At 71.4% G+C, this 25,035-nt stretch carries 22 protein-coding genes, 1 tRNA gene and 1 riboswitch; of the genes, 12 read left to right on the top strand and 11 right to left on the bottom strand.

The genetic code is table 11. From position 1 onward, the window contains the following. Nucleotides 1-25: 25 nt before the first annotated feature. A complete protein-coding gene (locus KCH87_RS47035) occupies nt 26-277 on the top strand; it encodes a hypothetical protein (RefSeq protein WP_210594132.1) in 252 nt (83 codons plus the stop codon). Between the two features lie 61 nt (nt 278-338). On the opposite strand, the gene KCH87_RS47030 is transcribed toward KCH87_RS47035, so the two are convergent. Further along, nucleotides 339-737 carry a DUF5994 family protein gene (locus KCH87_RS47030; protein ID WP_210594131.1) on the bottom strand — a complete coding sequence of 133 codons (399 nt, stop codon included), beginning with the start codon at nt 735-737 and terminating at the stop codon, nt 339-341. Between the two features lie 52 nt (nt 738-789). Beyond that, on the bottom strand, nt 790-1,791 hold the full coding sequence (locus KCH87_RS47025) for an acyl-CoA desaturase (RefSeq protein ID WP_210594130.1): 1,002 nt from the start codon (nt 1,789-1,791) through the stop codon (nt 790-792). Nucleotides 1,792-2,103: 312 nt separating this feature from the next. Between KCH87_RS47025 and KCH87_RS47020 the strand changes: the two genes are divergently transcribed. Then, nucleotides 2,104-2,451, top strand: coding sequence for a hypothetical protein (locus tag KCH87_RS47020; protein WP_210594129.1), 348 nt, complete (start codon nt 2,104-2,106; stop codon nt 2,449-2,451). A 73-nt stretch (nt 2,452-2,524) separates the two neighbouring features. Here the strand turns inward: KCH87_RS47020 and KCH87_RS47015 are convergent, their stop codons facing one another. Beyond that, nucleotides 2,525-3,487 carry a helix-turn-helix domain-containing protein gene (locus KCH87_RS47015; protein WP_210594128.1) on the bottom strand — a complete coding sequence of 321 codons (963 nt, stop codon included), beginning with the start codon at nt 3,485-3,487 and terminating at the stop codon, nt 2,525-2,527. A gap of 130 nt (nt 3,488-3,617) precedes the next feature. Here KCH87_RS47015 and KCH87_RS47010 point away from each other — a divergent pair, with 130 nt between their 5' ends. Together KCH87_RS47010 and KCH87_RS47005 are read left to right on the top strand one after the other, a co-directional pair. Continuing rightward, the gene (locus KCH87_RS47010; RefSeq protein WP_210594127.1) at nt 3,618-4,823 is read left to right on the top strand and encodes an acyl-CoA dehydrogenase family protein; all 1,206 of its coding nucleotides are present in this window, start codon (nt 3,618-3,620) and stop codon (nt 4,821-4,823) included. Between the two features lie 26 nt (nt 4,824-4,849). Further along, nucleotides 4,850-5,812 carry a catalase family peroxidase gene (locus KCH87_RS47005; RefSeq protein WP_210594126.1) on the top strand — a complete coding sequence of 321 codons (963 nt, stop codon included), beginning with the start codon at nt 4,850-4,852 and terminating at the stop codon, nt 5,810-5,812. 41 nt (nt 5,813-5,853) lie between these two features. Here the strand turns inward: KCH87_RS47005 and KCH87_RS47000 are convergent, their stop codons facing one another. Continuing rightward, nucleotides 5,854-7,023: an MFS transporter gene (locus KCH87_RS47000; protein WP_210594125.1), complete on the bottom strand. Its 1,170-nt coding sequence runs from the start codon at nt 7,021-7,023 to the stop codon at nt 5,854-5,856. Nucleotides 7,024-7,092: 69 nt separating this feature from the next. On the opposite strand from KCH87_RS47000, the gene KCH87_RS46995 reads away from it, so the two are divergent. Then, entirely contained in the window at nt 7,093-8,091 is a 999-nt protein-coding gene (locus KCH87_RS46995) for a helix-turn-helix domain-containing protein (protein ID WP_210594124.1), read from the top strand. Between the two features lie 166 nt (nt 8,092-8,257). On the opposite strand, the gene KCH87_RS46990 is transcribed toward KCH87_RS46995, so the two are convergent. After that, nucleotides 8,258-9,298 carry a helix-turn-helix domain-containing protein gene (locus tag KCH87_RS46990; RefSeq protein ID WP_210594123.1) on the bottom strand — a complete coding sequence of 347 codons (1,041 nt, stop codon included), beginning with the start codon at nt 9,296-9,298 and terminating at the stop codon, nt 8,258-8,260. A gap of 113 nt (nt 9,299-9,411) precedes the next feature. On the opposite strand from KCH87_RS46990, the gene KCH87_RS46985 reads away from it, so the two are divergent. After that, on the top strand, nt 9,412-10,563 hold the full coding sequence (locus tag KCH87_RS46985) for a histidine kinase (protein ID WP_210594122.1): 1,152 nt from the start codon (nt 9,412-9,414) through the stop codon (nt 10,561-10,563). A gap of 13 nt (nt 10,564-10,576) precedes the next feature. Further along, nucleotides 10,577-11,227 carry a response regulator transcription factor gene (locus tag KCH87_RS46980; protein ID WP_210594121.1) on the top strand — a complete coding sequence of 217 codons (651 nt, stop codon included), beginning with the start codon at nt 10,577-10,579 and terminating at the stop codon, nt 11,225-11,227. Between the two features lie 121 nt (nt 11,228-11,348). Here KCH87_RS46980 and ribA read toward each other — a convergent pair whose 3' ends face one another. Continuing rightward, on the bottom strand, nt 11,349-11,990 hold the full coding sequence (gene ribA / locus KCH87_RS46975) for a GTP cyclohydrolase II (RefSeq protein WP_210594120.1): 642 nt from the start codon (nt 11,988-11,990) through the stop codon (nt 11,349-11,351). A gap of 127 nt (nt 11,991-12,117) precedes the next feature. Further along, nucleotides 12,118-12,633 carry a MarR family winged helix-turn-helix transcriptional regulator gene (locus KCH87_RS46970; protein WP_210594119.1) on the bottom strand — a complete coding sequence of 172 codons (516 nt, stop codon included), beginning with the start codon at nt 12,631-12,633 and terminating at the stop codon, nt 12,118-12,120. Between the two features lie 65 nt (nt 12,634-12,698). On the opposite strand from KCH87_RS46970, the gene KCH87_RS46965 reads away from it, so the two are divergent. The 4 genes from KCH87_RS46965 to KCH87_RS46950 all read left to right on the top strand — a co-directional run bounded on the left by KCH87_RS46965 (nt 12,699) and on the right by KCH87_RS46950 (nt 16,803). Then, on the top strand, nt 12,699-13,829 hold the full coding sequence (locus tag KCH87_RS46965; protein WP_210594118.1) for a dihydrofolate reductase family protein: 1,131 nt from the start codon (nt 12,699-12,701) through the stop codon (nt 13,827-13,829). Nucleotides 13,830-13,933: 104 nt separating this feature from the next. Further along, nucleotides 13,934-15,151 (top strand): alginate lyase family protein, encoded by a 1,218-nt coding sequence (locus KCH87_RS46960; protein WP_247197875.1) that lies wholly within the window; start codon nt 13,934-13,936, stop codon nt 15,149-15,151. A 55-nt stretch (nt 15,152-15,206) separates the two neighbouring features. Beyond that, nucleotides 15,207-15,280: transfer RNA gene (locus KCH87_RS46955), tRNA-Met, on the top strand. A 308-nt stretch (nt 15,281-15,588) separates the two neighbouring features. Next, nucleotides 15,589-15,745: riboswitch (cyclic di-AMP (ydaO/yuaA leader) on the top strand. Between the two features lie 11 nt (nt 15,746-15,756). Then, nucleotides 15,757-16,803: a M23 family metallopeptidase gene (locus KCH87_RS46950; RefSeq protein ID WP_210594117.1), complete on the top strand. Its 1,047-nt coding sequence runs from the start codon at nt 15,757-15,759 to the stop codon at nt 16,801-16,803. A 99-nt stretch (nt 16,804-16,902) separates the two neighbouring features. Here the strand turns inward: KCH87_RS46950 and KCH87_RS46945 are convergent, their stop codons facing one another. The 4 genes from KCH87_RS46945 to KCH87_RS46930 form a co-directional block, all read right to left on the bottom strand. Next, the gene (locus tag KCH87_RS46945) at nt 16,903-18,189 is read right to left on the bottom strand and encodes a PrsW family intramembrane metalloprotease (protein ID WP_210594116.1); all 1,287 of its coding nucleotides are present in this window, start codon (nt 18,187-18,189) and stop codon (nt 16,903-16,905) included. 53 nt (nt 18,190-18,242) lie between these two features. Beyond that, nucleotides 18,243-19,070: a tRNA (guanosine(46)-N7)-methyltransferase TrmB gene (gene trmB, locus KCH87_RS46940; RefSeq protein ID WP_210594115.1), complete on the bottom strand. Its 828-nt coding sequence runs from the start codon at nt 19,068-19,070 to the stop codon at nt 18,243-18,245. A 388-nt stretch (nt 19,071-19,458) separates the two neighbouring features. Further along, nucleotides 19,459-20,700 carry an L-2-hydroxyglutarate oxidase gene (lhgO, locus tag KCH87_RS46935; protein WP_308299089.1) on the bottom strand — a complete coding sequence of 414 codons (1,242 nt, stop codon included), beginning with the start codon at nt 20,698-20,700 and terminating at the stop codon, nt 19,459-19,461. Nucleotides 20,701-20,755: 55 nt separating this feature from the next. After that, entirely contained in the window at nt 20,756-22,180 is a 1,425-nt protein-coding gene (locus KCH87_RS46930) for an MFS transporter (RefSeq protein WP_210594114.1), read from the bottom strand. A gap of 681 nt (nt 22,181-22,861) precedes the next feature. On the opposite strand from KCH87_RS46930, the gene KCH87_RS46925 reads away from it, so the two are divergent. Beyond that, nucleotides 22,862-24,964, top strand: coding sequence for an asparagine synthase-related protein (locus KCH87_RS46925; protein WP_210594113.1), 2,103 nt, complete (start codon nt 22,862-22,864; stop codon nt 24,962-24,964). Nucleotides 24,965-25,035 lie beyond the last annotated feature (71 nt).

Raw genomic sequence — 25,035 nt, 5'->3', positions numbered from 1 at the left:
CGGGACAGCGAACTCCGAGGTGGCCATGCAGTCCACGGAAACACCCTCGGACGGGCACGCCGAGGTCCGCATCGTCGCCGCCTCCCCCGAGGTCGCCCGGCGCGTCGCGGAGGTTCTCCGCCGTTGCTTCGCCGCCACCGAGCAGCGCAGTTTTCCCGCGGGTGCCGACGGAGGGACCCGCCTCGACCTCACCGTGGACACCGCCCGTGCGGCGGAACCCGCACGCTCCTGGCTGGAGACCAGCCAGTCCGCGGAGGCCGGCCCCCCGCGGACGTGAGACGGCGTCCGGGAACGGTCCGCCCCGGCCCCTCCGGTGAGAAGCGCCGTGAGCTCGGCCGTTACATGTGACCCTCCGTCGCGGCCGCCATGAGCGGTTCCGCAACCGCCTCGGTCGTATCGGGCGGCACGACCAGCAGGTCCCAGCGTCCCTGGCCGGGCGAGAGCAGGACGATGGTGTGCGCGGCGGATGCCGTGTGGGTCCGGTGCAGTCGTACGACCTGGTTGGAGACGAGCATCCGGCCGGGCACCGCGGACCACGTCGCCCCGTTGACGGTGACACTGGCGATGTGGCCCCACGCGCGCGGCAACCCGGCGAGCAGCCGGGGGAGTTCGGCGAGCAGGTCGTACGAACGGGGCCACCACGCTCCGTCGATGGGACGGGGCATGCCGCCGTGGGGTGCCAGGCGTAGGCGCAGGAGGGGATGGGAGGGAAGCGGGGGTTGCAGTGCGGTGGTCACGGGAGCTCCTGTCGATCACCGTGCGGCGGAGGAGGTGAGTGAGTGCTCGGTGTCAGGTGCGGCGGGCGGCGACGCGGGCCGGAGTGGGCCAGCGCACGTCGTGCACCCAGCCGAGGCGTTCGAAGAGGCGGATGACGGCGGCCGACGGGTCGAGCTGGCCGCGGTCGACGCCGTGGCGGGCGCTGGTGGGGTCGGCGTGGTGGAGGTTGTGCCAGCTCTCGCCGAACGAGATCAGGGCGAGGGGCCACAGGTTGGTGGCCCGGTCATGGCGTCGGGTGCGGAACGGGCGCTCACCGATCATGTGGCAGAGGGAGTTCACGCTCCAGGTGACGTGGTGGAGCAGGGCTATGCGGACAAGTCCCGCCCACAGCAGGGCGGTCAGCGCGTGCACCCAGGTCCCGCCGATGAGCCGGCCCGCCGCGAAGGGCAGGGCGAGGGTGAGAACGCACAGCGCCGGGAAGGCGCGGGCGACGCGGCGGATGTCGCGGTCGGCGAGCAGGTCGGGGGCGTACCGGTCGGCGGGTGTGCGGTCGTTGCGGAACAGCCAGCCGACATGCGCGTGCAGCAGCCCTCGCAACTGGCCGCGCAGATGCGTGCCGTAGCGGTACGGCGAGTGCGGGTCCCCAGGCCGGTCGGTGAACGCGTGGTGACGGCGGTGGGTGGCGACCCAGCCGATGACGTCGCCCTGGAAACTCATCGAACCGGCCACCGCGAGCGCGATGCGCACGGGGCGGACGGCCCGGTAGCCGCCATGGGTGAGACCGCGGTGGAAGCCGACCGTGACGCCGAGACCCGTGAACGTGTAGAGGACGAGCGCGAGCACGATGTCGGCGGGATGGATGAGACTCCCCCACAGCAGCCAGCCGGCCAGGCCGAGCGCCACGAACGGGAGGACGACGATCACCGCTGTCACCGTGACGTAGAGCCGTTCACCGCCGTCGCGCGCCGGCACCGGTCCGTCCGGCGGGAAGGGGGACGTCCCGTCGTAGCCCTGGGGCGGCGGAGCGGGGTCCGACGGTGCGACCATGGTGGAAGGGGGCGGCCTGAGCGGCATACGTGGCTCCTCGGCATCGATGCGGATGGCGCGGCCGGGGTCACGGGCTGCCCTTGAGGACGGGTGGGGTGCGGTGGAAGGAACGTGGTCCGGTGGACTCACCGGATCCGAGACGACGGCCCGGAGCCGGCCCGAGTTCCGGCATACGAAAGACCCTCGTCGCCTCGACCGTACTCCTGTCTGTGTAACTAGCGCGTCTGCTCGCAAGCGGCATCGCGTTGACACGGGCCGACGCCGGACGTTGACTGGCGGCACGGCTCAGAGCCATGCCGCTCCGGAAATCCGGCACAACGCACAGGAAAGCGGCACTTGATGATGTACGACCAGACACGTGCGCAACAGCCCGCGGACCAGCCCCGCGGCGTCGCGGGCGGCCGCGCGCCCGGCCCGGCACCGCTGTTCTCGTCGGACGAGCGAGACAAGATCGTCCGGCGCCTCGGACGGGCCGTCAACACGTTCCCCGACGATCCGCGTGACTCACTGGAGGAAGCCGAAGGCGCCTTCGACGAGGCCGCCGCCAAGCTCATGGAGGCCCTCGCCGAACAGCGGCGTACTCTGCGCGAGGGCTGGCAGGACCAGGACTCCGAAACGCAGTCCGCCGACCTCCACCTCGCGCTGAGGCAGTACCGGGAGATCACCCAACGACTGCTCCGCATCTGAAAACGCCAGGCCGTTCTCGGCGAGAGACGGGCCCCACTCGTTTTCGGGCCGAGCCGCGGCCTCGCGCCTGTGGTCAGGGGCGGACCGGTCCGCGGGGTGGCCGGCCGAAGGCCGCGCGGTAGGCGCGGCGGAAGTGGCTGGGATCGGCGAACCCCCAGCGTGCGGCGGCCTCGGCGACCGTGTACGGGCTGTCGGGCTGGTCGAGTTCGCGGCGGGCGGCTCGGAGACGGCTGCGGCGTACGTAGCCCATGACGGACTCGCCGTCGGCGAAGGCGCGATGGAGGGTGCGGACCGACACGTTCAGCGCCTGCGCGATGGTCGCCGGACTCAGGTCCGTGTCCCGCAGCCGGCTGTCCGCGTACGCCGTCGCCGCGGTGTGCAGGGCCTGCGGCGGGGCGGGTGCGGGTATGTGGTGTGTGCTGATGAGGGCCGTCAGCAGCATCGCCAACGCGGCTGACGCCGCTTGTGTGCCGGCCGGGCCGAGCTGCTCCGAGAGGGCCCAGGCGGTGTCGAGGTGCGCGAGCAGCAGTCGGGATTCCGGGGCCGTGGCGGAGGCGGTGGTCAGGGCCGGCAGGGGCGTTCGGCCGAGGTGATCGATGAGCGCGGCCCGCGGCAGGATGAGCACGCGTGTCCTGGTCGGCTCGGTGTAGGCGAACTCCCAGGGGACTTGGAGGTCGCGGATGCACAGGACGCCCGGTGCGACGCCGACGCGTCGGCCGGCGTCCTCGACGGTCAGCCTCCCGCTCTCGATGATGTGCACGGCGACCAGGTCGCCGCGGCCGAGGCCCGAGACCCCTTCGATGGGGTCGCTGTACTGGCGGCTGACGGCGACGTCGCCGATCAGGCGGTGATCGACCCGGGTGCGATAGACACCGGTGGGCCCGTCGGTGGGCAGACGCAGGTTCCGCACATGGCCGATGTGGCCGAGCCGGCGACTCCACTCCTCGCGCAGGAGGTCCTGCCGGTGGGGCAGGTGCAGCGGGACAGCGATGGACGTCCGATGCCGCCACTCCCGTACGTCGTTCTGAACTCCCATGCGTGGCACGCGAATCCCCCTTTCATGGCACCGGCGTTCCTTACAGCTGCCGCGAGGTGCTCCCTACGCTGCTCCCAGCACGCCGAGCGTGCACCCCGACCGCCCGCACTCACCGCTGTGGAGCTCAGTTGTGAACTTGTCCGAGAACCCCCGCCCCCCGTTCGATGACCGCCACGGCCGACGCGAGTTGGTGGCGGCCGCCGGGAAGCTGGTGCCCATTCTCGCCGGACAGGCCGATGAGGGCGAACGGTTGCGCCGCGTGCCGGACGACGCGGTGCGGGCCTTGCGCGAGGCCGGGATGTTCCGCCTCGGCACCCCCCGCGCATACGCCGGCCACGGGGCCTCGGTGCGCACCAGCATGGAGGTGACGGCCGAGCTGGCGGGCGGCGACGGCTCCGCCGCCTGGATCGCGATGATCTACACCGGAGGCAGCCTCATCGTCTCGATGATGGACGACCGGGCACGCGACGACGTGTGGGGCCGGGACAGTGACGCGGCGGTCGCCGCGTCGCTGACCCCGTCCGGAAGCAGCACCACCACCGGCGACGGTGGACTGGTCATCTCGGGCCGGTGGGGCTGGGCCTCGGGCATCGATCACGCGCAGTGGGTAGTGCTCGCCGTCGCCCCGCAGGCCGCGGACACGCCGCCGATGATCGCCCTGGTGCCGGTCCAGGAGCTGGCGGTGGAGGACACCTGGCACGTGGCGGGTATGGCGGGCACCGGCAGCAACACCGTCGTCGCCGAGCGGGTGAGCGTACCGGCCCATCGGATCCTCGACATGGGCGCGGTCCTGGCCGGCGCCTACGCCACCCGTCACGAGGGCGAGCCCCGCATCGCCGTCGCGCCGGCGTCGATGCTGGCCCTGACCGTGGTCGCCCCCATGCTCGGCATGGCCCGGGCCGCCCTGGAACTCACGCTCGACACCGCCGGCCGCAAGCCCATGTCCCTGACGTTCTACGAGCGCCTGGCCCAGTCGCCGAGTGTGCAGCTCGCCGTCGCCGATGCCGCGTCCCTCATCGACACGGCCCATCTGCATGCCTACCGTGCGGCGGACGACCTCGATGACGCCGCCGCCGAGGCACGGCAGCTCACCATGGCAGAGCGGGCCCGGGTCCGTATGGACACCGCCGTGGCCGCCACCCGCACCCGCGAGGCCGTGGACCGCCTCGTCTCGGTGAACGGCGCGAGCGCCTTCGCCTCGGCCAACCCCCTCCAGCGAATCTGGCGCGACCTGGGTACGGCTTCCCGGCACGGCGTCGTCAATCCCGACCTGGGCCGCGAGATCTACGGCCGTAGCCTGCTGGGCTTCGCCGAACAGCCCACCTTCATCATCTGACCCGATCGCGACCCGGGAGGAGCGGCATGTCGAGCCGAACAAGCGAAACGGTGGACCAGCCCGACGCGGCGCAGGTGGTCGACAGTATGGAACGCATGGGCGGAGGGCCGTATCCGGGATACCGGCGTTCCAGCGCGAAGGGCAGCTGCTTCGTCGGCACCTTCACCCCGACCGGGGAAGCGGCGGCGCTGACCACGGCCGCGCATCTTCAGTATCAGCAAGTCCCCGTCACCGTACGGTTCTCGAACTCGGAGGGAAATCCGCACACCCCCGACGCCGCCCCGGTCACCCGTGGCATGGCGACCCGCTTCCACCTCCCGGACAGCACCGAGACCGATCTCCTCGGTATCACCGTGCCGTTGTTCGTGGCGTCGACGCCCCAGGAATTCCTCGGACTGACCGAGGCGCTACGGCCGGACCCGACCACCGGACACCCGGACCCGGCCACCGTGCAGGCCTATGTCGCGGCCCACCCGCACCTTGCCCCGGCCGTCATGCAGCAGCCTCCCGTGCCGGTCAGCTATGGCAGCGCCGCCTACTGGGCCATCCACGCGTTCATCTGGGCCGACGCGAGGGGCGGGCGGCAGCCGGTTCGCTACCGCTGGGAGCCGGAGTCGGGCCGCGCGGTCCTGACCACCGAGGAGGCAGCCACCCGTACCGCCGACTACCTGACCGAGGAGTTCCACGAGCGCCTGCGAAGCGGCCCGGTCGCGTTCACGCTGCGGGTTCAGCTGGGGGAGGACGGCGACCCCACGCACGATCCCACCACCCCCTGGCCTGACACGCGAAAGGAACTGACCGCCGGACGACTGGAGCTGACGGCCCCCGTCCAGGACCAGGAACACTGGTCCGGGCAACGGTTCGACCCCACCCGCATCACCGCCGGAATCACCCTCTCCGACGATCCCGTACTCGCCTTCCGCGCCCACGCCTATGCCGAGTCCTTTGATCGGCGCAGCCGGCGCCAGAGGGGCGGCTGGAGTGGGTGACTCACTGTCTGCCTGCCGCGAGGGCCTGCCCAGGGCGGCGATCACGCGGGCCGGGATCGCAGCACAAAGGCGGCAAGCAGGGCGCCGGTGCCCCCGATGATGAGGGTCGCTCGCGGTCCGGTGAGTGCCACGAGCGGGCCGGCGATGATGTAGGAGAGGGCGGATGCCAGTTGCGCCCCGCCGTAAACGGTGCCGAACGCCCGTCCGAGCATGTGCTCAGGCACCCGTTCCTGGACCAGGGTGTCGGTGCCCACGAGGGCGGCGGTGTTGCCGGCGCCGGCCACCGCCTGCCCGGCGCAGGCCACTGCCGTCGACGGCGCGATCCCCGTCAGGACCATGCCGACGGCCCCCGCAATGGCACCGCCGGTCAGCCAGAATGCCGCCGGCATCCGGTTCGCCTGGACGGTCAGCGCCAGCGACGCGGTAACCATCCCGACCCCGAACGCCGCCGAGACGATGCCGTACTCGATCGTCGGCCCGTGCAGCGCCCGCCGTACGAGGAAGACCAGCGCGACGTTGTCCACGGCAGCGAAGGTCACGAAGATGACCATTCCGAGAAAAAGTCGGCGTACGACCGGATGCTCTTTCGCGTACCGCAAGCCCGAAATGGTGTCGGCCAGCAGGCCGGGCCGGTCTTCAGGTGCCGGTCGCTCCAGCGGCGCGAGCGGGCCGAGCCGGGTCAGCAACAGCGCGGAGACGGCGAACGACGCGGCGTTCACGCCGAACGCGACCGATATCCCGGTGGTCCCTGCCAGGACGCCGCCGATCGCCGGACCGGCGATGATCTGTAGGTTCATCGCGAGGCCGAGCAACGCGTTGGCCCGGCTGCGGCGTTCCGCCGGCACCAGGCGGCCGACGGCGCTCTTCCCGGCCGGCGCCCCGAACGTCGCCAGCAGCGAGGCGAGGATCACCAGCGGCAGCAGCGCCGGGAGAGGCGGCTGGGTCAGCGCCATGACCGCATAGACGATTCCCTGCCCGGCCTCGCAACCGGCCAGCAGGCGGCGTTGGTCCATCCGGTCGGCGACCGCCCCGGCCAGCGGCCCGGCCAGCAGCGGCAGTGCGGTGCCGACCAGCACCAGACTCACTGCGCCGGGGCCGGACGAGGCCGCGAACAGCACGAGCGCGGTGCGGCCCACTCCGGCGCCGGCCGAGGACATCGCCTTGCTCAGCCACAGGTAACGGAAGCGGGGCAGGTCACGCAGGAAAGTCACGGGTTCACAGTGAGGACAGAAGAAGGTGGAGACACTAATTTCGGCTCCAGCCGAAACGAAGGGCATCCCGTGACCCTGCTCCTGCGGTTCCGCTCGGAGGATCTGCTGCGGTGCCGGTTCGCGATCTCGCCGCTGCATGAGACGGCCGGCGCGCTGCGGTCGCTGTCCCGGCCGGGCGCGGCGGCCTACCACCTGCCCTGGCGTCGCGAGGCCCGCGAACTGGTCCCCGGCTTGGACATTGAGCCGCTGCTGGCAATCCTGGCGGTGCAGGGGTACCAGCCTGATTTCATCAATCCGGCACCCGACAGCCCGTTCACCGAGATCGGTGCCGAACTCGACAGAGTTCGCGCGACCCCACCGGAGAAGGTCGCGGCGGAGCTGGTGGAGTGCCTCGGCCCTGAGTGGGATGCTCATCCGTGGGCCGGGGCGCAGGGATCGGGTGTGCAGCCGGGTGGTGACGGCGGCGGGCAGCGGAACAACGCCCCGGCAGCGATACGCGACCTGCTCGCGGACATGCTGGGGCGGGCATGGTCGGCGCTCATCGAGCCATGGTGGCCCCGGCTGCGGGACGTGCTCGACGCCGATATCACCTACCGCGCCCGGCGGCTCGCCGATGCCGGAGCTGCCGCCGTCCTCAGCGAGCTCGACCCGAAGGTGTCCTGGCAGGATGGCGCAGTCAGGTTCGGCATACCCGGCTCGCGGGTGATCGACGTGTCCGGCGCTGACCTCGTGTTGATCCCGAGCGTGTTCGTCTGGCCGGGCGCCGGGGTGGGCTTCGACCCGCCGGCCGTGAACTACGCGGCACGAGGGATCCACGGGCTCTGGCAGCAGAGCCCGCGCTCCCGCGAAGATCTCGTCCGGCTCATCGGCCGGACCCGGGCAGCCTTGCTGACGGCCCTCGCGGCGCCGGCCTCGACAACCGGCCTGGCCGCCCGCACCGGGATACCGGTCAGCAGCGTGAGCGAGCACCTGAGCGTCCTGCGCGCGAACGGACTGGTGTCCACGACCCGAACCGGCCGCTTCCTCGTCCATCACCGCACCGCCCTGGGGGTGGCGCTGGCAAGCTGACCCGAAGTCCGGTGGGCCGATGCCGAGCCCAGGAAGCACCCCAGGGCCTCAGGTCCCCCCGCGGTCCTCCGCCGCATCGAGGGTGTGCTCGATGGGTTCCGGTCCCGGTCCTGAAGCCACTGGGATGCTGTGATCCAACTTTCTCCTGCGCTGGTGAGCCGCGTCTTTAGCAGCCCGTGCCGAGATCCTTCGCATTCTGTGCACGTTCCCGGACCTCGCTCGGGGATGTTCCGTAGGCCCCGCGGAACGAGCGGCTGAAGTCCGCCGGGTTGCGGAATCCCCACCGGATCGCGGTCTCGCTGATCGTGCGGTGGCGCAGTGCGGGGTCGGTCAGGTCGGCGTGGCAGCGCTCCAGGCGGCGACGCCGGATCGTGGCGGCCACGGACTCCGGTGCGTCGCGGAACAGCAGATGCAGGGTGCGTACGGAGATGTGGTGGTGGGCGGCGATGGCCGCCGGGCGCAGCCACGGGTCGGCCAGGTTGTGGTCGATGAAGGCGTTGATGCGGGCGAGCAGTGCCGCCTTGCGTGTCTCCACGGGCAACGAGCCCTGATCGCCGAGGTGGGCGGCCAGCAGGGAGGCGGCCAGGTCGACGGCGATGGATCCGAGCCGGGCCAGCTCCGCCGGGCCGCAGGTACGGGCGGCTTCCGGCAGCCCCGTCAGATACGTGCCGAGCAGCGCCGCGGAGCCGGTCCCGGCGGAGAGCGGCTCGGCCAGCAGCCGGTCCGCCCGTCCGCCCGCCAGCGGCAGCACGGTACGCGGCAGCCGTAGCACCGTCATCCGGCACTGTTGGCCGGGGTCGCGGAAATCGCTGATCAGCGGGTGCGAACTCGAGTACAGGGTCATTTCGCCGGCGCCGAGGCAGGCGACGCTGCGGGCCTGTTCCAGCCGGACGGAGCTGTGGCCCCCGACCAGGAGGATGAAGTAGTCCTCGGGATCCTGGCGGCGGATCTGGGTCAGGGAACGGCGGGCGGTCATCGGGGAGAAGGTGAAGGTCGTCGCCTGGCTGCGCGGCAGCACCCCCACGGTTTCCAGCCGGCCCTCAAAGCTGGGCGCGTGCGCGCTGCGGATCGACACCGGCATGATCTCGTCGACCACCTCGGCCCACCAGCCGAACCGGTCCGACGCCGGGAGGGAGCCGGCGTCCATCGTCAGGACCGGTCCCGCCGCCGCGGGGTCCTGTCCTGACGTCTCCTTGGGGATGGACATGCAGCGATAGTGCCCGGCAGGGGCGTCCCCCGAGAAGGGTGTACTCCGCTACACCCTCGCTCGGGGAGCATGCTCTCCCGTGCGCGGGCAGTGTCGTCATCTAGCGTTGCCGCATGTGGAAAACGGTGCGGCGGGCCGCGCGGGCCACGGCCCACCTCGTGCTCGTCGCGGCGATGACCTTCGGGACGTACATCTTCATCACCGTGCTGCTGATCGCCGCCACGGGCACGCTGGTCGTGATCGGCGCCTGGATGCTGCCCGAGGCGGTGCTGCTGCTGCGGCGGATCGCGGGCGCCAAGCGGCGGATGACGGCCGCGTGGACGGGGCGGGAGATCCCGGAGGCGTACCGGCCGATCGAGGGGACGCTCCGGGAGCGGTTCCGGACGGCTGTGAAGGATCCGGGGACGCTCGCGGACCTGAAGTGGCTGGCCGCCCATTACCTGTACGGCGCTCTCCTCGTCGTCGCCCTGCCGCTGCTGGTCGTCGGGCTGGTCGTGGACGGGGTGTGGTGCGGGACGCTGCGGCGCGACGCCGTCGTGCTGCCGTTGGTCACCCGGCTCGCGGACGTCGAGGCACGGTGGTCCACGGCGCTGCTCAAGCCCTCGCCGAAGGCGGAACTCGTCGAGCGCGTCGAGCAGTTGAAGGCGACCCGCGCCGACGCCGTCGCCGCGCACGGTGCCGAACTGCGCCGTATCGAGCGGGACTTGCATGACGGCGCGCAGGCCCGCCTGGTCGCGCTGTCGATGCGGATCGGTCTCGCCAAGCGTGCCTACGACCATGACCCCGAGGCCGCCCGCAAGCTGCTGGACGACGCCCAGGACCAGGCCGAGGAGGCGCTGCTGGAGCTGCGGCACGTCGTGCGCGGCATCCATCCGCCGATCCTCACGGACCGGGGGCTGGCGGGAGCGGTGCGTGCGCTCGCCGCGGGCAGCGGCCTCGCGGTGACCGTGGACGACGACGGCCTCGACGAGGGCCCGCGAGCGCCCGCCGCGGTCGAGGCGGCCGCCTACTTCGTGGTCGCCGAGGCCCTCACCAACGTCGCCAAGCACAGCGGGGCCGCGGCGGCCGGGGTCGCGCTCACGCGGACCCGGGGCGGGCTGCGGGTTACCGTACGGGACGAGGGGCGGGGCGGCGCCGACGAGGGCGGGGGATCGGGACTGCTCGGCATGCGGCGGCGGATCGCCGCGCTCGACGGGAGCTGCGAGGTGTCGAGCCCCGTCGGGGGGCCGACCGTGATCGAGGTGGAGTTGCCGTGCGTGTGGTGATCGGAGGCCCGGCGTGAGAGTCGTCATCGCCGAGGACAACGCCCTGCTGCGGGAAGGGCTCGTGCTGTTGCTGACGTCGGCCGGGCACGAGGTGGCGGCCGTCGTGGGTACCGGGCCCGAGATCCTGCCTGCCCTGCTGGAGCACCGGCCGGACGCCGCCGTCCTCGACGTACGGATGCCGCCGGGCTTCAGGGACGAGGGGCTGCGGGCGGCGCTGGAGGCGCGTGAGCGGATTCCCGGGCTGCCGGTGCTGGTTCTCTCGCAGTACGTCGAGGAGTCGTACGCCGCCGAACTGCTCGGCGGCGGCAGCAGCGGCGTCGGCTATCTGCTCAAGGACCGGGTCGGCCGCGTCGACGAGTTCCTCGACGCGCTGGAACGGGTCGCCTCCGGCGGCACGGCCCTCGACCCCGAGGTGGTCACCGAGCTGATGACCCGGCGCCGGGACTCGCCGCTCGACTCACTGACCCCGCGCGAGCGCGAGGTGCTGAAGCTGATGGCGGAGGGCCACGACAACACGACCATCGCGAAGACCCTAGTCGTCACCGAACGCGCGGTCAGCAAGCACATCGGCAACGTCTTCCTGAAGCTCGGGCTGCCGCCGAGCGACAGCGGGCACCGCAGGGTGCTGGCGGTGCTGGCGTACCTGGCGCACACACCTCAGTAGCGGCACCAAGCGGCAACGGTTCGGCAGCGCCCCGAAGGGGCTCGGGGAACTGCGCGACCAGCCACGACGGTCCCGCAGGCGACCTACGACCCATCGCGGCACTTCCCGCGGAGCGCTCAGCTCAGCCCGCCGTACGCTCCGTCAGCTCGCCCAGCGGCAGCGTGTGCTGGGTCTGGAGCACCTTCGCGCGCAGGTAACGGACATTGTGGGCGGTGGTGAACACACCGGTCGGCACGCGATCGCGGACGCCGATGCCGAGGTCCCGCAACTGGCCCGCCTTGTCCGGGTTGTTGGACAGCAGGTCGATCTCACCTATGCCCAAGGCCCCGAGCATCTGGGCGGCCGCCGTGTAGTCGCGGGCGTCCTCGGGCAGGCCCAGCGCGGTGTTCGCGGCGTAGGTGTCGAGGCCCTGGTCCTGGAGGGCGTACGCGTCGAGCTTGTTGTAGAGGCCGATGCCGCGGCCCTCCTGGCGGAGGTAGAGGAGGACGCCGCCGCGGTCGGCGATCCGCTCGACGGCCTCGCGCAGCTGCGGACCGCAGTCGCAGCGGGCCGAGCCGAAGACATCTCCGGTCAGGCACTCGGAGTGCAGCCGGACCAGCGGGACGGTGCCGGGTGCCGGGTCGCCGAGGACGACGGCCACGTGCTCCTGGCCGTCGGTCAGACCGTGGAAGGTGACCAGTTCGGCGTCGACGCGGTAGCCGTCTCCGAAGCGGAGCGGTACGCGGACGCGGGAGCGCTGGGTGGCGGTGGCGAAGTCGAGCATGCGGGTACTCCGGTCCTCGGGCACATCTGCTTCAGATTTGAAGCAGCTCCTCGGTCCCGGACCCTACCTCATGCTTCAATTTTGAAGCAACGCATTTGTGATGTGCACCATGAACCTGTGGTGCGGGTCATGAACAGGGCTTGGTGGACCGCCGACGCCACGGCACCTCGTCGGGCGCCGCCTGTGCCGCGTCCCCCTGGAACCCCTCGGCGACCTTGCTGAAGATCTCCTCCATCTGCCCGACCTGCTCCTTGGTCAGCCGGTCGAACAGCAGCGCACGTACCGTCTCGACATGCCCGGGGGCCGCCCGCTCCAGGACCGCCATCCCCTCGTCGGTCAGCGCCGCGATGCTGCCCCGCTTGTCCCAGCGGCAGTTCTCGCGCCCCACCAGCCCGTCCTTCTCCAGGCGCGTCACGGCATACGTCAGCCGACTGCGGGTGATCTTCAGCCGCTCCGCGAGGTCGGTCATGCGCAGCTTGCGGTCCGGGGCCTCGGACAGGGTGGAGAGGATGGAGTAATACATGTGCGGCATGCCGGCTTCCTGCTGGAGTTGCCGGTCCAGCGCGTCCTCCACGAGGAGAACGGCGCCGATGTACGCGCGCCAGGCGCGCTGCTCCTCGGAGGTGAGCCAGCGGGTCGTCATGCACCCAGTGTAGGTTTGTTTCAAACTTGAACCAAGAGCGCCCGTTGCCGAGGTGAAGTACGCCGATGCCCTTCCCCTACGTCCTGCTGTCCGCAGCCGTCTCCCTCGACGGCTACCTGGACGACACCGGTCCCGAACGCCTGCTCCTGTCCGGCCCGGCCGACTTCGACCGGGTCGACGAGGTACGGGCCTCCGTCGACGCCATCCTGGTCGGAGCCGGCACCATCCGCGCCGACAACCCCCGGCTCCTGGTGAACTCGCCCGAACGCCGCACGGCACGGGAGGCGGCGGGCAGACCCGCGTACCCCCTGAAGGTCACGGTCAGCGGCTCCGGAGACCTCGACCCGACGGCGAAGTTCTGGCACACCGGCGGCGAGAAGGTCGTCTATACGACGGACCACGGCGCGCAGCGCCTGAAGCGGACGCCGGTGGCGGCCGACGTCGTCCCGCTGGGCCCGGAACTGGACTGGCCCCGACTGCTGGAACACCTCCACGACGTACGGGGCGTACGGCGCCTGATGGTCGAGGGCGGCGGGATCATCCACACCCAGCTGCTCCAGCAGGGGCTCGCCGACGAGTTGCAGCTGGTCCTGGCACCGCTGTTCGTGGGCGACCCGAAGGCGCCGAGGCTGTTCGGCCCCGGGGGGTATCAGGGTGGCCGCCTCCGCCTGGTGGAGACGCGGCGGATCGAGGACGTCGTGCTCATGCGCTACGAGCCCACCGCCCCCGGCACCGCGAACACCCCGTCGGCCGCCGACCGCCACTGGCTGGCCCTGGCCTGTGAACTGGCGACGCAGTGCCCACCCTCGCGGACCGCGTTCAGCGTGGGAGCGGTCGTGGTCGCCGCCGACGGGACGGAGCTTGCTCGGGGGCACTCGAGGGAGGGCGACGACCCGGTCGTGCACGCGGAGGAGGCCGCGCTGGCGAAGCTCGCCCCTGACGATCCCCGGCTCCCGACCGCCACGGTGTACAGCAGCCTCGAACCGTGCGCCCACCGCGCGTCCCGCCCCGCGCCGTGCGCCCGGCTGATTCTGGACGCCGGGGTACGGCGGGTGGTGACGGCGTGGCGCGAGCCGGACACGTTCGTCGTGGCCGCCGACGGAAGCGGGCTCCTGGAGGCGGGGGGCGTGGACGTGGTCGTCCTGCCGGAGTACGAGGAACGGGCGAAGGCGCCGAACCGGCATCTGCTGGGGTGAGGGGACGGACGCCAACTCCCCTTCGGCCCATCAGATCCTGCGCCGCGTCGCCGTACGGGTAACGCTGCCAATGACCGGGTGTGGATCACGGCGCGGAGGTGGCGATGAGGTCGGTGCGCAGACGGACGGCGGCTTTGCTGATCCTGCCCCTGGTCACGGCACTGCTCGCCTCCTGCGGGAGCGACGACGGTACGCGCACCATGGCCCGCGCCCTGCCGCCGGACGCCGAGTTCACCCACCCCGGCGTGCTCGTCTCCAAGGACCAGCTGGACGCCGTACGGGAGAACGTCAACGCGGGCCGGAAACCCTGGCTGAAGGCGTTCCTCGACATGCGGGACAGCAAGTACGGGGCGTACAAGTACCGGTCCGAGCCGTACAGGACCGTCTCCTGCCCCGCCGGTGCCATGGCCGGCCGGGGCTGCATCCAGGAGCGCGACGACGCCATCGCCGCCTACACCCAGGCCCTGCTGTTCACCGTCACGGGCAAGCGGCAGCACGCCGTCAAGGCCAGGGCGATCATGGACGGCTGGTCGGCGACGCTGGAGCGGCACACGGGCCAGAACGCCGGACTCCAGGCCGCCTGGGCCGGGTCCACCTGGGCACGGGCCGCCGAGATCGTACGGCACACCCCCAGCGCCGACTGGCCCGCCCACCGTGTACTCCGCTTCGAGACCATGCTCCGCACCGCCCACCTCCCCCATGTCACCCGGCGGGTCCTGGACGTCAACGGAAACCGGGATCTCGTCTCCACCGACGCGGCCATCGGCATCGCCGTCTTCCTCGACGACCACAAGACCTTCGACCACGCCCTGCAACGCTTCCGCGACCGCGTCCCCGCCTACTTCTACCTGCGCAAGGACGGCCGCCTCCCGCTCACCGCGCCCGGCTCCGGCATGGACAGCCCGCAGCGGCTGACGTCGTACTGGTTCAAGCAGTCGACGTACAAGGACGGCGTCACCCAGGAGACCTGCCGTGACTTCGAGCACGTCGGCCACTCCCTCGCCGCCACCGCGCACATCGCCGAGACGGCCTGGCACCAGGGCGTCGACCTGTACAGCGAGGCCAAGGACCGGCTCAGGGCCGCCCTGTCCCTGCACGCCCGCCACCAGCTGGGCGAGCCCGCACCGGCCTGGCTGTGCGGCGGCAAGGTCGCCAGGACCATGGGGCCGGACCTGGAAGTCGTACTGAACCACCTCGAGGACCGGCTCGACCTCCCCGTACCCGCCGCCCGCAGGCTCGCCGAACAGACCCGCCCGGCCGGCACCGACGGCCTCTTCGTCGCCTGGGAAACCCTCACCCACGCGGCCGGTCCCGCAGCGTGAATCCACGCGTGGTCATGGGCGTCCCGCGAATGGCGTAGACTAGTGAACACAACGACGCGGGGTGGAGCAGCTCGGTAGCTCGCTGGGCTCATAACCCAGAGGTCGCAGGTTCAAATCCTGTCCCCGCTACTCAAGGCCGAAGGGCCCGGATCATTGCGATCCGGGCCCTTCGGTGTGTTCGGGGCGGGTTGGGATCGCCGTCACCCGCCGTGAGTGAACCGTCCCGCTCCGATAACAACTGACGCAGCGTCAGAACTGGTGTGACTGATGAGTTGCTTCTGCGTCGTGGTCAACTCGCCCGATTTTCACCGGTCGTGGCCCGTACGTCCTGGGCAAAAACGTTAATGATCAAGTGGAACCGCTTGGAATCCGGCCCCCGGGTCTATTAACGTTCGATAACGCAGCGCGGTCGTCCCAGCCGTCACAAGAGTCGGCTCCGTGCGCACGCGCCGAATTCCGCAAGGGAACCGGGGAACCACCACCTTGGGGTGAATCGCGCGGATGCCACCGTGGAAGCACGGTAGGTATACGCGCGTAGGAGACCTTCCTCTCCGAACCCGTCAGCTAACCCGGTAGGCGAGAGGGAAGGAAAGGAGTACGCCTACGTGGCGTCCAACCGGCCTGCTCCAGAGGCCCCGTTCGTGCCTAGTCAGCGCAAGCCCGACACCGTTGTGTACGGGGGCTATCGCACCGACGACGAGGGCCCGCAGGAGGAGTGGAATCCCACCGAGGAGTCCATTCGTCCCCTACGCGGCCGGCACCGCGTCGGCAAGCAGCGCGGCGGAGGACTCGCCCGCAGCTCCACGGTTCTGGGCGTCGGTGTCATAGCCGCCGTCGGCGCGGGCGGCATGGCCAGCGCCAACACCGGCAAGCCGCCGGTGTCCATCTCCATGCCCGACCTGCCGTCCGTGGGCTCGATCATCTCGGACGACTCCTCCGACGAGGACGCCCAGGAGACCGCGACCGCGCTCAGCAGCGTCAATGTCGCCTCCGAGGACACCGAGCAGGGCGCCCCCGACGCCGGTGAGGCGCTGCGCTCCCGGATCCTGGCCCAGGCCGAGCAGCAGCAGGACCAGGTCGACACCAAGGCCGCCCAGGCCGTGCAGGCCGCCGCCCAGAAGAAGGCCGCCGACGCGGCCGCCCAGGCGGAGAAGGAAGCCGAGGCCAAGGCCGCCGCCGCGAAGGCGAAGGCGGAGGAAGAGGCCCGGCAGAAGGCGGAGGCCGAGCGGCTCGCCGAGCTGGCCAAGCAGTTCGCGCTGCCGACCTCCTCGTACACCATCACCTCGACCTTCGGTCAGGCCGGTTCCCTCTGGTCCTCCGGCTACCACACCGGCCTCGACTTCGCCGCTCCCACCGGCACGCTCATCAAGGCCATCCACAGCGGCACCATCACCCAGGCCGGCTGGGACGGTTCGTACGGCTACAAGACCGTCCTCACCCTCGACGACGGCACCGAGCTGTGGTTCGCCCACCAGTCCTCGATCAGCGTCAGCGTCGGCCAGAAGGTCGCCACCGGCGATGTCATCGGCCGCGTCGGCGCGACCGGCAACGTCACCGGCGCCCACCTCCACCTCGAGGTCCACACCAGCAGCTCCGACAGCAGCGGCATCGACCCGATGGCCTGGCTGCGGAGCAAGGGCCTGAACCCCTGAGCCGACCTCCCCTTCCCCGGCGGCCCTGACGACGACCCCCCGACGTCAGGGCTGCCGGTTTTGGTGCGGCCCTGCGCTGCTGCCCGGGGGTGCCAGACCCTAGGTCCGATACGGGTTGTACGCGGGATACGGCGCCGCATGCCCGTACGCCCCGTACACCGGCCAAGGCGGCGCAGTCACCCGCGCCGCATGCTCCAGTGCCGGCCCCGCGACCCTCCGCCGCTGCCACAGCTCATGCAGCAACTCCCGTTCCCGTACGACGAAGTCGGCGCCCGCACGCCCCCGCCGCCCCCGGTGCCGCAGAAACGCCAGCGAGGTCGCGTACGCCTCGTACTGCGCCACCGCCCGCCCCGCCGGCCTGCCGAAGTGATGGCGGGCGTGCTCCCGGGCCAGCCGCCGCGCCCGCATCGACCCGAGCACGAAGGGCGCGGCCGGCCCCAGCCAGCCGGCGGCGACATACGCGGGCAGCTCGGCCCGTACGGTCCTCAGCTCACGCTGCCGGGTCCAGATCACCAGCCAGGTGAGCAGCCCGAACGTGGGCACCATGAGGACGGCGTACACGGCGAAGAACCCGTACTCGCCGAACGTGGACGAGCCGTTCCACATCGCGTGCATGCCCATCGCCAGCAGCAGCCCGGACAGCGGCACGAGGACCCGCCGCAGATGCTGCCGGTCCCCCGAGAGCGCGGCGACACCGAAGCCGATGCCGGTGAGGACGGTGAAGAGCGGGTGGGCGAACGGCGACATGATGATGCGCACGAAGAACGTCGCCGCGGTGACGGAGGCGATGCCGCGGTCGCCGCTGAGCTGGTCGGTACCGAAGGCCGTACCGAGGTAGAGGATGTTCTCGGTGAACGCGAAGCCGGTGGCGGTGACCCCGGCTATCACCACCCCGTCGACGATCCCGGTGAAGTCGCGTCGCCGGAAGAGGAAGACGAGTAAGACGGCCGCCGCCTTGGCCGACTCCTCCACGATCGGCGCTATCACGGTCGCCCCGAGGGTGTCCGCGCTGGACGGATCCGCGGTGGCCGTCGCTATCCATCTGGTCGCGAAGCTGTTGGCGACGATCGCGATCAGCGCCGCCGCGCAGGCGCCCCAGGCGAAGGCGAAGAGCAGGTTCCGCCAGGGGCCGGGTTCGACCCGGTCGAGCCAGCGGAAGGCGGCTATGAGCAGCGGCACGGGGAACACCGACAGCCCGAGCCCGACCAGGAACCCCTCCGTGCCGGTCTGTTCGCGGACCAGGGCGAGGATGACGAGCCCGGAGAGCGCGAGGAGCATGATCAGAGCGCCGTACCGCACCCATCGCGCCTGCCACCAGTGCGCGTGCCGCAGCGCGCCACCGGCGGGTTCGCTGGAGCGCGGCGGATACGGGGGACTGGTGGCCACGGCATTGACCCTAACGAGAAAGGGGCGCAGCCCGCAGGAGCGCTGGAATGGGCTCAGGCGCCGGTGGGGGGACGGTCCTGGTGCTGTACGCGACGGAAGAGCAGGTCGTTCACGACATGTCCCTTGTCCAGCCCCTGGCCCTCGAAACGGGTGAGCGGCCGGAAGTCGGGACGGGGCGCAAAACCGCCGTCGGGCTGGGTGTTCTCGAAGTCCGGGTGCGCGCTCAGCACCTCGAGCATCTGTTCGGCGTACGGCTCCCAGTCGGTCGCGCAGTGCACGATCGCCCCCGGTCTGAGCCGGGTCGCGGCGAGGCTGAGGAACTCCGGCTGGATCAGCCGCCGCTTGTGGTGCCGCTTTTTCGGCCAGGGGTCGGGGAAGTAGACGCGCAGCCCGTCGAGGGAGTCGGGGGTGAGCATCTCGACGAGCAGGATGATGGCGTCGCCGTTGCCGACGCGGATGTTGGACAGGCCGTGGTGCTCGGCGAGGTTGAGCAGATTGCCCTGGCCGGGGGTGTGCACGTCGACGGCGAGGATGTTGGTCCCGGGGTCCCCGGCGGCCATCTGGGCGGTGGCCTCTCCCATCCCGAAGCCGATCTCGAGCACGACGGGGCTCGCGTTGCCGAAGAACCCGGTCAGGTCGATGACCTGCTGTCCGTCGATGTCCAGCCCCCACTTGGCCCACAGCCGCTGCAACGCGTCGGCCTGCCCCGCGGTCACCCTGCTGCGCCGCGGCTGGAAACTCCGGATCCGCCGCTCGAAGTGCGACCCGGCGGGATCGGCCTTCGGCCCATCGGGGAACCGGGGCTCACCCTTGGCGCGGGTGTGGCGGACGGAGGCGCCGGGGGTGTGATCGGCTTCGGGGGCGTGGTGGGTCTCAGACACAGTGGGGTCGATTTTACGGGGTGGGTGAGACAACCAGCCCGTCCGGAGTTCTGGGGACGGGGTCGTCTCAGCCACAACCAGGCTGACCGGTGTTCTGGGGGCGGGGCTGCCTTAGTCACAATCAGCTTGTCCGGTGTTCTGGGGGCGGGACTGCCTCAGTCACAACCAGTCTGTCCGGTGTTCTGGGGACGGGGTCGTCTCAGCCACAACCAGCCTGTCCGGAGTTCTGGGGACGGGGCCGCCTCAGCCACAACCAGCCCGTCCGGCGTTTGAGGACGAGGCCGTTCAGGCCGATAGGGGGGGCCGGGGGCGGCAGCCCCCAGGGATGGGACGGGTAGGGGCGGCGGGGGCGAGGAAAGTCGGCGCCGACACCAGCACCGCGTACGCCTCACACCCCACCCAGCACAGCCAACGCCCGCCGCGCCACCTCCCGCCCGATCGGCAGCGAAGCGGTCGCCGCGGGAGACGGCGCGTTCAGCACATGTACGGCCCGCTCGCCCTCCCGGATCATGAAGTCGTCCACCAGCGTCCCGTCCCGCAGTACCGCCTGCGCCCGCACCCCCGCCGAGGCCGGCACCAGGTCGTCCGCCGTCACGGCCGGCACCAACCTCCGCATGGCCTGGGCGAACGCCTCCCTCGACGCCGACCGCCGCAGCTCCCCGGCTCCGTACCGCCAGTGCCGTCGAGCCATCCGCCACACGCCCGGCCAGGCCAGCACCCCGCCGAGTTCCCGCACCCGCACGGTCCCCCAGCCGTATCCCTCGCGCGCCAGCGCGGGCACGGCATTGGGCCCGACGTGCACACCCCCGTCGATCCCGCGCGTGAGATGCACCCCGAGGAACGGAAACGCCGGATCCGGCACCGGGTACACCAGCCCCCGCACCAGCTCGGGTCGCGCCAGCGAGAAGTACTCCCCGCGAAACGGCACGATCCGCATCTCCGGATCGTCCCCGGTCAGCCGCGCCACCTCGTCGCAGTACAGCCCGGCGCAGTTCACCAGCACCCGGCCCCGTACGACCGCCCCGTCCCGCGTCTGTACGGCCACTCCGAGCGTCGGGCGCCGGTCCACCCGTACGACCTCCGCGCCGTACCGGATGTCCGCGCCGGACGCGTCGGCCAGCTGCCGGGCGACGCCCGCGAAGTCGCAGACGCCGGTCGTCCCGACACGTATGGCGGCGACTCCGCGGACCTCCGGTTCGTACTCCGCGATCTGTGCGGGGCCCAGCTCGCGCACCGGAATGCAGTTCTCCCGGCCGCGCTGCACCAGTGCGTGCAGCCGCGGCAGCTCCTCCCGGCCGGTGGCGACTATGAGCTTGCCGGTCACCGCGTGCGCTATGCCGTACTCCGCGCAGAACTTCACCATCTCGGCGGCACCCCGCACCGCGTACCGCGCCTTGAGCGAGCCCGGCCGGTAGTAGATCCCGCTGTGGATCACGCCGCTGTTGCGCCCCGTCTGATGCCGGGCCGGTCCCCCCTCCTTCTCCAGCACCGTCACCCGCGTGCCCGGCGCGGCCCGCGTGATCGCGTACGCAGTGGACAGCCCGACGATCCCACCGCCGATCACGAGCACGTCACAGTCGTACGCGATCTCCGACCGCACCAGCACCACCTCCCGCTTTCGATAGTGCACTGCGCCACTGACAGTCACTTCAAACGCAGGGGACTACGGCGCCCCGTCAGGGGTCCTACGCAGGAGCCATCAACAGGGGCCTGGCCCGCTCCCGCAACTCCACCACCCGCGGTTCATCCCCATACGGCTCCAGCCGATGCAGAAGATCCTTCACATACTCCGTGGTGCGGGCCGACGAGATGCGCCCCGCCACCTCCACCGCCCGTACGCCCTGCTCACACGCGGCATCGAGGTTCCCCGACTCCAGCTCCGCGACCGCCGAAACGACCAGCCGCAGCCCGTGCGACCGCACAAACTCCTCCGTCGGCTTCGACAGCGCCTGTTCCGTGAAACGGCGGACCTGTCGCGGCGCCTTCAGATCGCGGTAGCACTCCGCGGCATCGGCGGCAAAACGGTCGTACGAGTAGAAGCCGAGCCAGGACGGATCGTTGTCCCCCTCACGGGACCGCTCCAGCCACCCCTCGGCGGCTTTCAGGGCCGCCCCGGCGGCCTGCGCGTCACCCGCGCGTGCGTGCGCGCGTGCCTCGACCAGCCGGAAGAAGCTCATGGTGCGGGCCGTGGCCAGGCCACGGTTGCGCTCCAGCGCGGCCTGCGCGAGGTCGACGCCCTCGTCGCCGAAGCCGCGGTATGTCGCCTGGAGCGACATGGAGGCCAGCACGTACCCCCCGAGGGGCACGTCGGCCGCCGCGCGCGCGAGCCGCAGCGCCTGGATGTAGTACCGCTGTGCGGCCTCCTGCTGGCCCGTGTCGAAGGCCATCCACCCGGCGAGGCGGGTGAGTTCGGCGCTCGCCCCGAACAGCGCCCTGCCGACCTCGTCCGAGTAGCAGCCGAGCAGCAGCGGCGCCGCCTCCACCCGTAAACACTCCGGCACCATCGATGAACGCCAGTCGCCGCCGCCGTACTTGGAGTCCCAGCGCCTGGCGTCCTCCGCGGCCTCCCGCAGCTTCAGCACATCGCTGTGGCCGACTTTGAGCGGTGCCCCGGAACCCTCCGAGGGGTTCGCGTCGCGTGCCACCGAGCTGTCGGCCGGTGTTATCAGCCACCGTGAGGCGGGCGTTGCGTATGCGCTCACTGCGAACGACCCGGCAAGCGACTGCCAGATGCCGCCGGAGCCGGCCCGGCGGCCGGCGAGGTCGAGACGGTAGAGCTCCGTCGCCGACTTCACGGCCTGTGCCACGTCCCTGGGGAAGGCGAGGCCCACCTCGGGTGCGGGATCCGCGTCCGCCAGGCCGATCTCGTGGAGCGGCACCGGGCGGCCGAGCTTCTGGCCGATGGCGGCGGCTATGAGGTGTGGCGCCGCACCCTGCGGCACCATTCCCTTCGACACCCAGCGCGCCACCGACGTCTTGTCGTAGCGAAGAGTCAACCCGCGTTGAGCGCCAAGGTCGTTGACGCGTCGCGCGAGTCCTGCGTTGCTGATTCCCGCGAGGGCGAGAACGGCGCCGAGTTTTTCGTTCGGCCCGCGTTGCTCCCTGGACATGGCCACCCCTCGACACAGACGGCTGCCGCGCTGGCATAACCACGCGGCATTCGTAAACCCAGCGTAGTTCGCCGCATCCCAAGCGTTAAGGGGCATTCTTCCGGTTGGCGGGATTGTGGTCCGTACTGAAGTGCGGGTCAGGTACGGACTGTTGCGGCGTGCTCCCGATGTGTGGCCGTGCGCCCGTGCGTGCGCTCTTCTCCAGCCATCGGGGGAGCGGTTCCATGGATCGTGCGTGGGTCGGCCCGCTGTACTGGATCCAGTGGGCTGGGGGACACCGCCGCCTACATCCCCGCGGGCGGCGGACCGGTCCGGGAGGCGAACTCCGCCTCCCGGACTGTGCGCTCACCCTGCGATGGGCAGGGCATGTACGGAGCGTGTGCAAGTCTGTCCCCGCGTCGGTGATTTGGCCGAAAACCGACCCCGTGTTCTGCGGGCGATTACGCCTCCTACCATGGGACTTGAGGGCGCATCCGGTGTTTTTGGGGAGCATATAGGGGGCGCATTCGCGTCGCAGATTCCTTCTCCCGTGCGGTTGTTCGGGTGATTGCGGGTATCTCCACTCAGGCACGTTTCCCGAGGGCAAGCGGTCCCACCGCCCCTCTGGGGTGCGTCCTTCATGGCAGCATGGTGAACCGGTTCGTGCGGTGCACTGGTTGTCCACAGCCTGTGGAGGCGTCGATGCGGTGGTTGGTGGGATGGAGCAGCACCGCCGCGGGCGCCGTCGAGCCCGGCTCGGCCGGCGCCACCGGCTTCGAGGGCGAGACCCTGCACCCGGTGGGCTCCCAACTCCTGTGGGGCGACCCCGATCCGCTGTGGGCGGTCGGTGACTGGCGCCCGGACGAGGTGCGGGTGGTGAAGGCCGACGCGCAGAACCGGATCGCAGTGCTCGGCACCTGCGGGGCGACGGACGAGGAGCTCCGGGTCGGGCTGTTCGCCGCGCGCGGAGGGGCACTTCGGCATCTGACCGCCTGGCCGGGCAGCTATACGGCTGTTGTGCAGGTCGGCCGTCGGATCATGGTCTGCGGTGATCTCGCGGGGGCTCGGCCCGTGTTCTACACCCCCTGGGCGGGCGGTACGGCGTATGCGACGGCCGCGCTGCCCCTGGCCGATCTCATCGAGGCCAATCTTGATTTCGGGCATCTTGCCGCGCTGCTGGCCGCCCCCGACGTACCTGCCGCGCTGCACGACTCCACCCCGTACGACGGCGTACGGCGGATTCCGCCGGGGCATGCGCTGATCCTGCGCGCCGGGGCGCGCGAGATCGCCGGGTACGAACCGGTCGCCTCCCTCGCCGTCGCCGCGCCCACGACCGACCCGGACCGCGCGGTCGACGCGGTGCGCGACGCCCTGATCGAGGCCGTACGCGCGCGTCTGTCCGCGCCCCGGCATGTACCCGGCGCCGACATCGACCCCGGGCCGGTGCCCGGGATGGGGCCCGCCGAACGGCGTGCCGCGCGCGGGATGCCGGTTCCGGGTATCGGCGCGGATCTGTCCGGGGGGCCCGCCTCGGGAACGCTGGCGCTGCTGGCGGCCGGGCTGCCGGGGATGCCGGGGACGGTGCTCGGGCACGGGACGGGGGCGGGGGAGCGGCTGCTGGCCGTGACGTTCAACGACCTGACCGTGGGTGGCCGGGAGGCCGAGCTGGAGCGGGCGGGTGCGCTGGCGGCGAATCCCCGGCTGCACCATGTGGTGGTGACCGGTGGCGAGGAGACGCTGCCGTACGCCGATCTGGACGGGCCGTTGACGGATGAGCCCGGTCCTTGTCTTGTGACGGCGGCCCGGCATCGTGCCCGGCTCGCGGCAGGAAGCGCGGACCACTTCACCGGGTACGGCGCCCGGCAGGTCCTGGACGCGCATCCGGCGCGGCTTGCCGATCTGCTGATGGACCGCAAGCGGCGGCATCTGGTGCGGCCCGTGGCTGCGCTGGCCAAGGCGGACGGGGGGTCCGTGCTGGTCCCCGCGCGCGTGTACGGCGCCGCCCGGCGGCTGGCCCGTACGCCGTACCGGACTGGGCTGGAGGTTCTCGCCGAGCGGCTGATGCAGCGGCGCTTCGACGAACCCGGTGGTGCCGTGGGGGCGTCCCTCGCCGCGCTCACCTGGGGGAGACCTGGGCCGGCCGCTCGCTGGCTGACCGGTGAGGCGCTCGCTGAAGTATCGGTTCTCCTGCAAGGGGCGACTAATCGCTCGGGTGTGGGTCCGGGGCAGCGTCCCGGTGACTACCGCGCGCGTGCCGCGCTTGCTCGTCAGGCTACGGATCTGCGTGTCCTGGAGCAGGCCGCCGAGATCCGCTTCCAGCGGCTGCACGCGCCGTTCCTCGACAACCAGGTCGTCCGCGCCTGCCGCACGCTTCCCGAGGCGCTACGGGTACGGCCCGGCGCCCGGGCGGCGATTCTCCGTACGGTGCTGGAGGGTGCGGGGGTCATGGATCTTCCGCCGGGGTGGGGTGCCCCGTCTCATGCGTCCTCGGCGGCTGCCGCCCGCACGGGGCTGCGGGTGTCCGCGGACACCCTGATGTCCCTCTTCGGCACGCCTCTCCTGGCAGAGGCCGGCCTCGTCGAGGCCCGCGTCGTCCGCAAGGCCCTCAGGGCGGCGGCCGAGGGCGAGCCGTTGCCCTTGGACGGCCTGGCCGACCTGGTCTCCCTGGAACTCTGGCTCCGCCGTCTGCTCGCCCGAAGGGGAACCTGCTGGACCGGGACACCGGCACGCGCGCGTGCGGTGCCGGCGGGGATCGCTCCGCAGGGCCGGGCGCTGGGGGCGGGGGCTGCGGCCCGGCGGGGGTGACGGTGCCTCCCGGCGGGGGTGGGGGGTTGTGGGGGGGCTTGTAGCGGCGGGGGGGGGGGGGGGGGGCGGGG

The organism is Streptomyces sp. GESEQ-35 (assembly GCF_017948485.1).
In the GTDB taxonomy this organism is placed as follows: domain Bacteria; phylum Actinomycetota; class Actinomycetes; order Streptomycetales; family Streptomycetaceae; genus Streptomyces.
This window is presented reverse-complemented; position numbering and strand designations above follow the sequence as displayed.

Excerpts from the sequence above, each read along its gene's own strand:
- KCH87_RS46930 (WP_210594114.1), bottom strand. The coding sequence starts at position 22,180 with ATGTCCAGGGAGCAACGCGGGCCGAACGAAAAACTCGGCGCCGTTCTC.
- KCH87_RS47005 (WP_210594126.1), top strand. The coding sequence starts at position 4,850 with ATGTCGAGCCGAACAAGCGAAACGGTGGACCAGCCCGACGCGGCGCAG.
- KCH87_RS47035 (WP_210594132.1), top strand. The coding sequence starts at position 26 with ATGCAGTCCACGGAAACACCCTCGGACGGGCACGCCGAGGTCCGCATC.
- KCH87_RS46985 (WP_210594122.1), top strand. The coding sequence starts at position 9,412 with ATGTGGAAAACGGTGCGGCGGGCCGCGCGGGCCACGGCCCACCTCGTG.
- KCH87_RS46965 (WP_210594118.1), top strand. The coding sequence starts at position 12,699 with ATGCCCTTCCCCTACGTCCTGCTGTCCGCAGCCGTCTCCCTCGACGGC.
- KCH87_RS46960 (WP_247197875.1), top strand. The coding sequence starts at position 13,934 with ATGAGGTCGGTGCGCAGACGGACGGCGGCTTTGCTGATCCTGCCCCTG.
- KCH87_RS47020 (WP_210594129.1), top strand. The coding sequence starts at position 2,104 with ATGATGTACGACCAGACACGTGCGCAACAGCCCGCGGACCAGCCCCGC.
- ribA (WP_210594120.1), bottom strand. The coding sequence starts at position 11,990 with ATGCTCGACTTCGCCACCGCCACCCAGCGCTCCCGCGTCCGCGTACCG.
- KCH87_RS47015 (WP_210594128.1), bottom strand. The coding sequence starts at position 3,487 with ATGGGAGTTCAGAACGACGTACGGGAGTGGCGGCATCGGACGTCCATC.
- KCH87_RS46970 (WP_210594119.1), bottom strand. The coding sequence starts at position 12,633 with ATGACGACCCGCTGGCTCACCTCCGAGGAGCAGCGCGCCTGGCGCGCG.
- KCH87_RS46990 (WP_210594123.1), bottom strand. The coding sequence starts at position 9,298 with ATGTCCATCCCCAAGGAGACGTCAGGACAGGACCCCGCGGCGGCGGGA.
- KCH87_RS46925 (WP_210594113.1), top strand. The coding sequence starts at position 22,862 with ATGCGGTGGTTGGTGGGATGGAGCAGCACCGCCGCGGGCGCCGTCGAG.
- KCH87_RS47025 (WP_210594130.1), bottom strand. The coding sequence starts at position 1,791 with ATGCCGCTCAGGCCGCCCCCTTCCACCATGGTCGCACCGTCGGACCCC.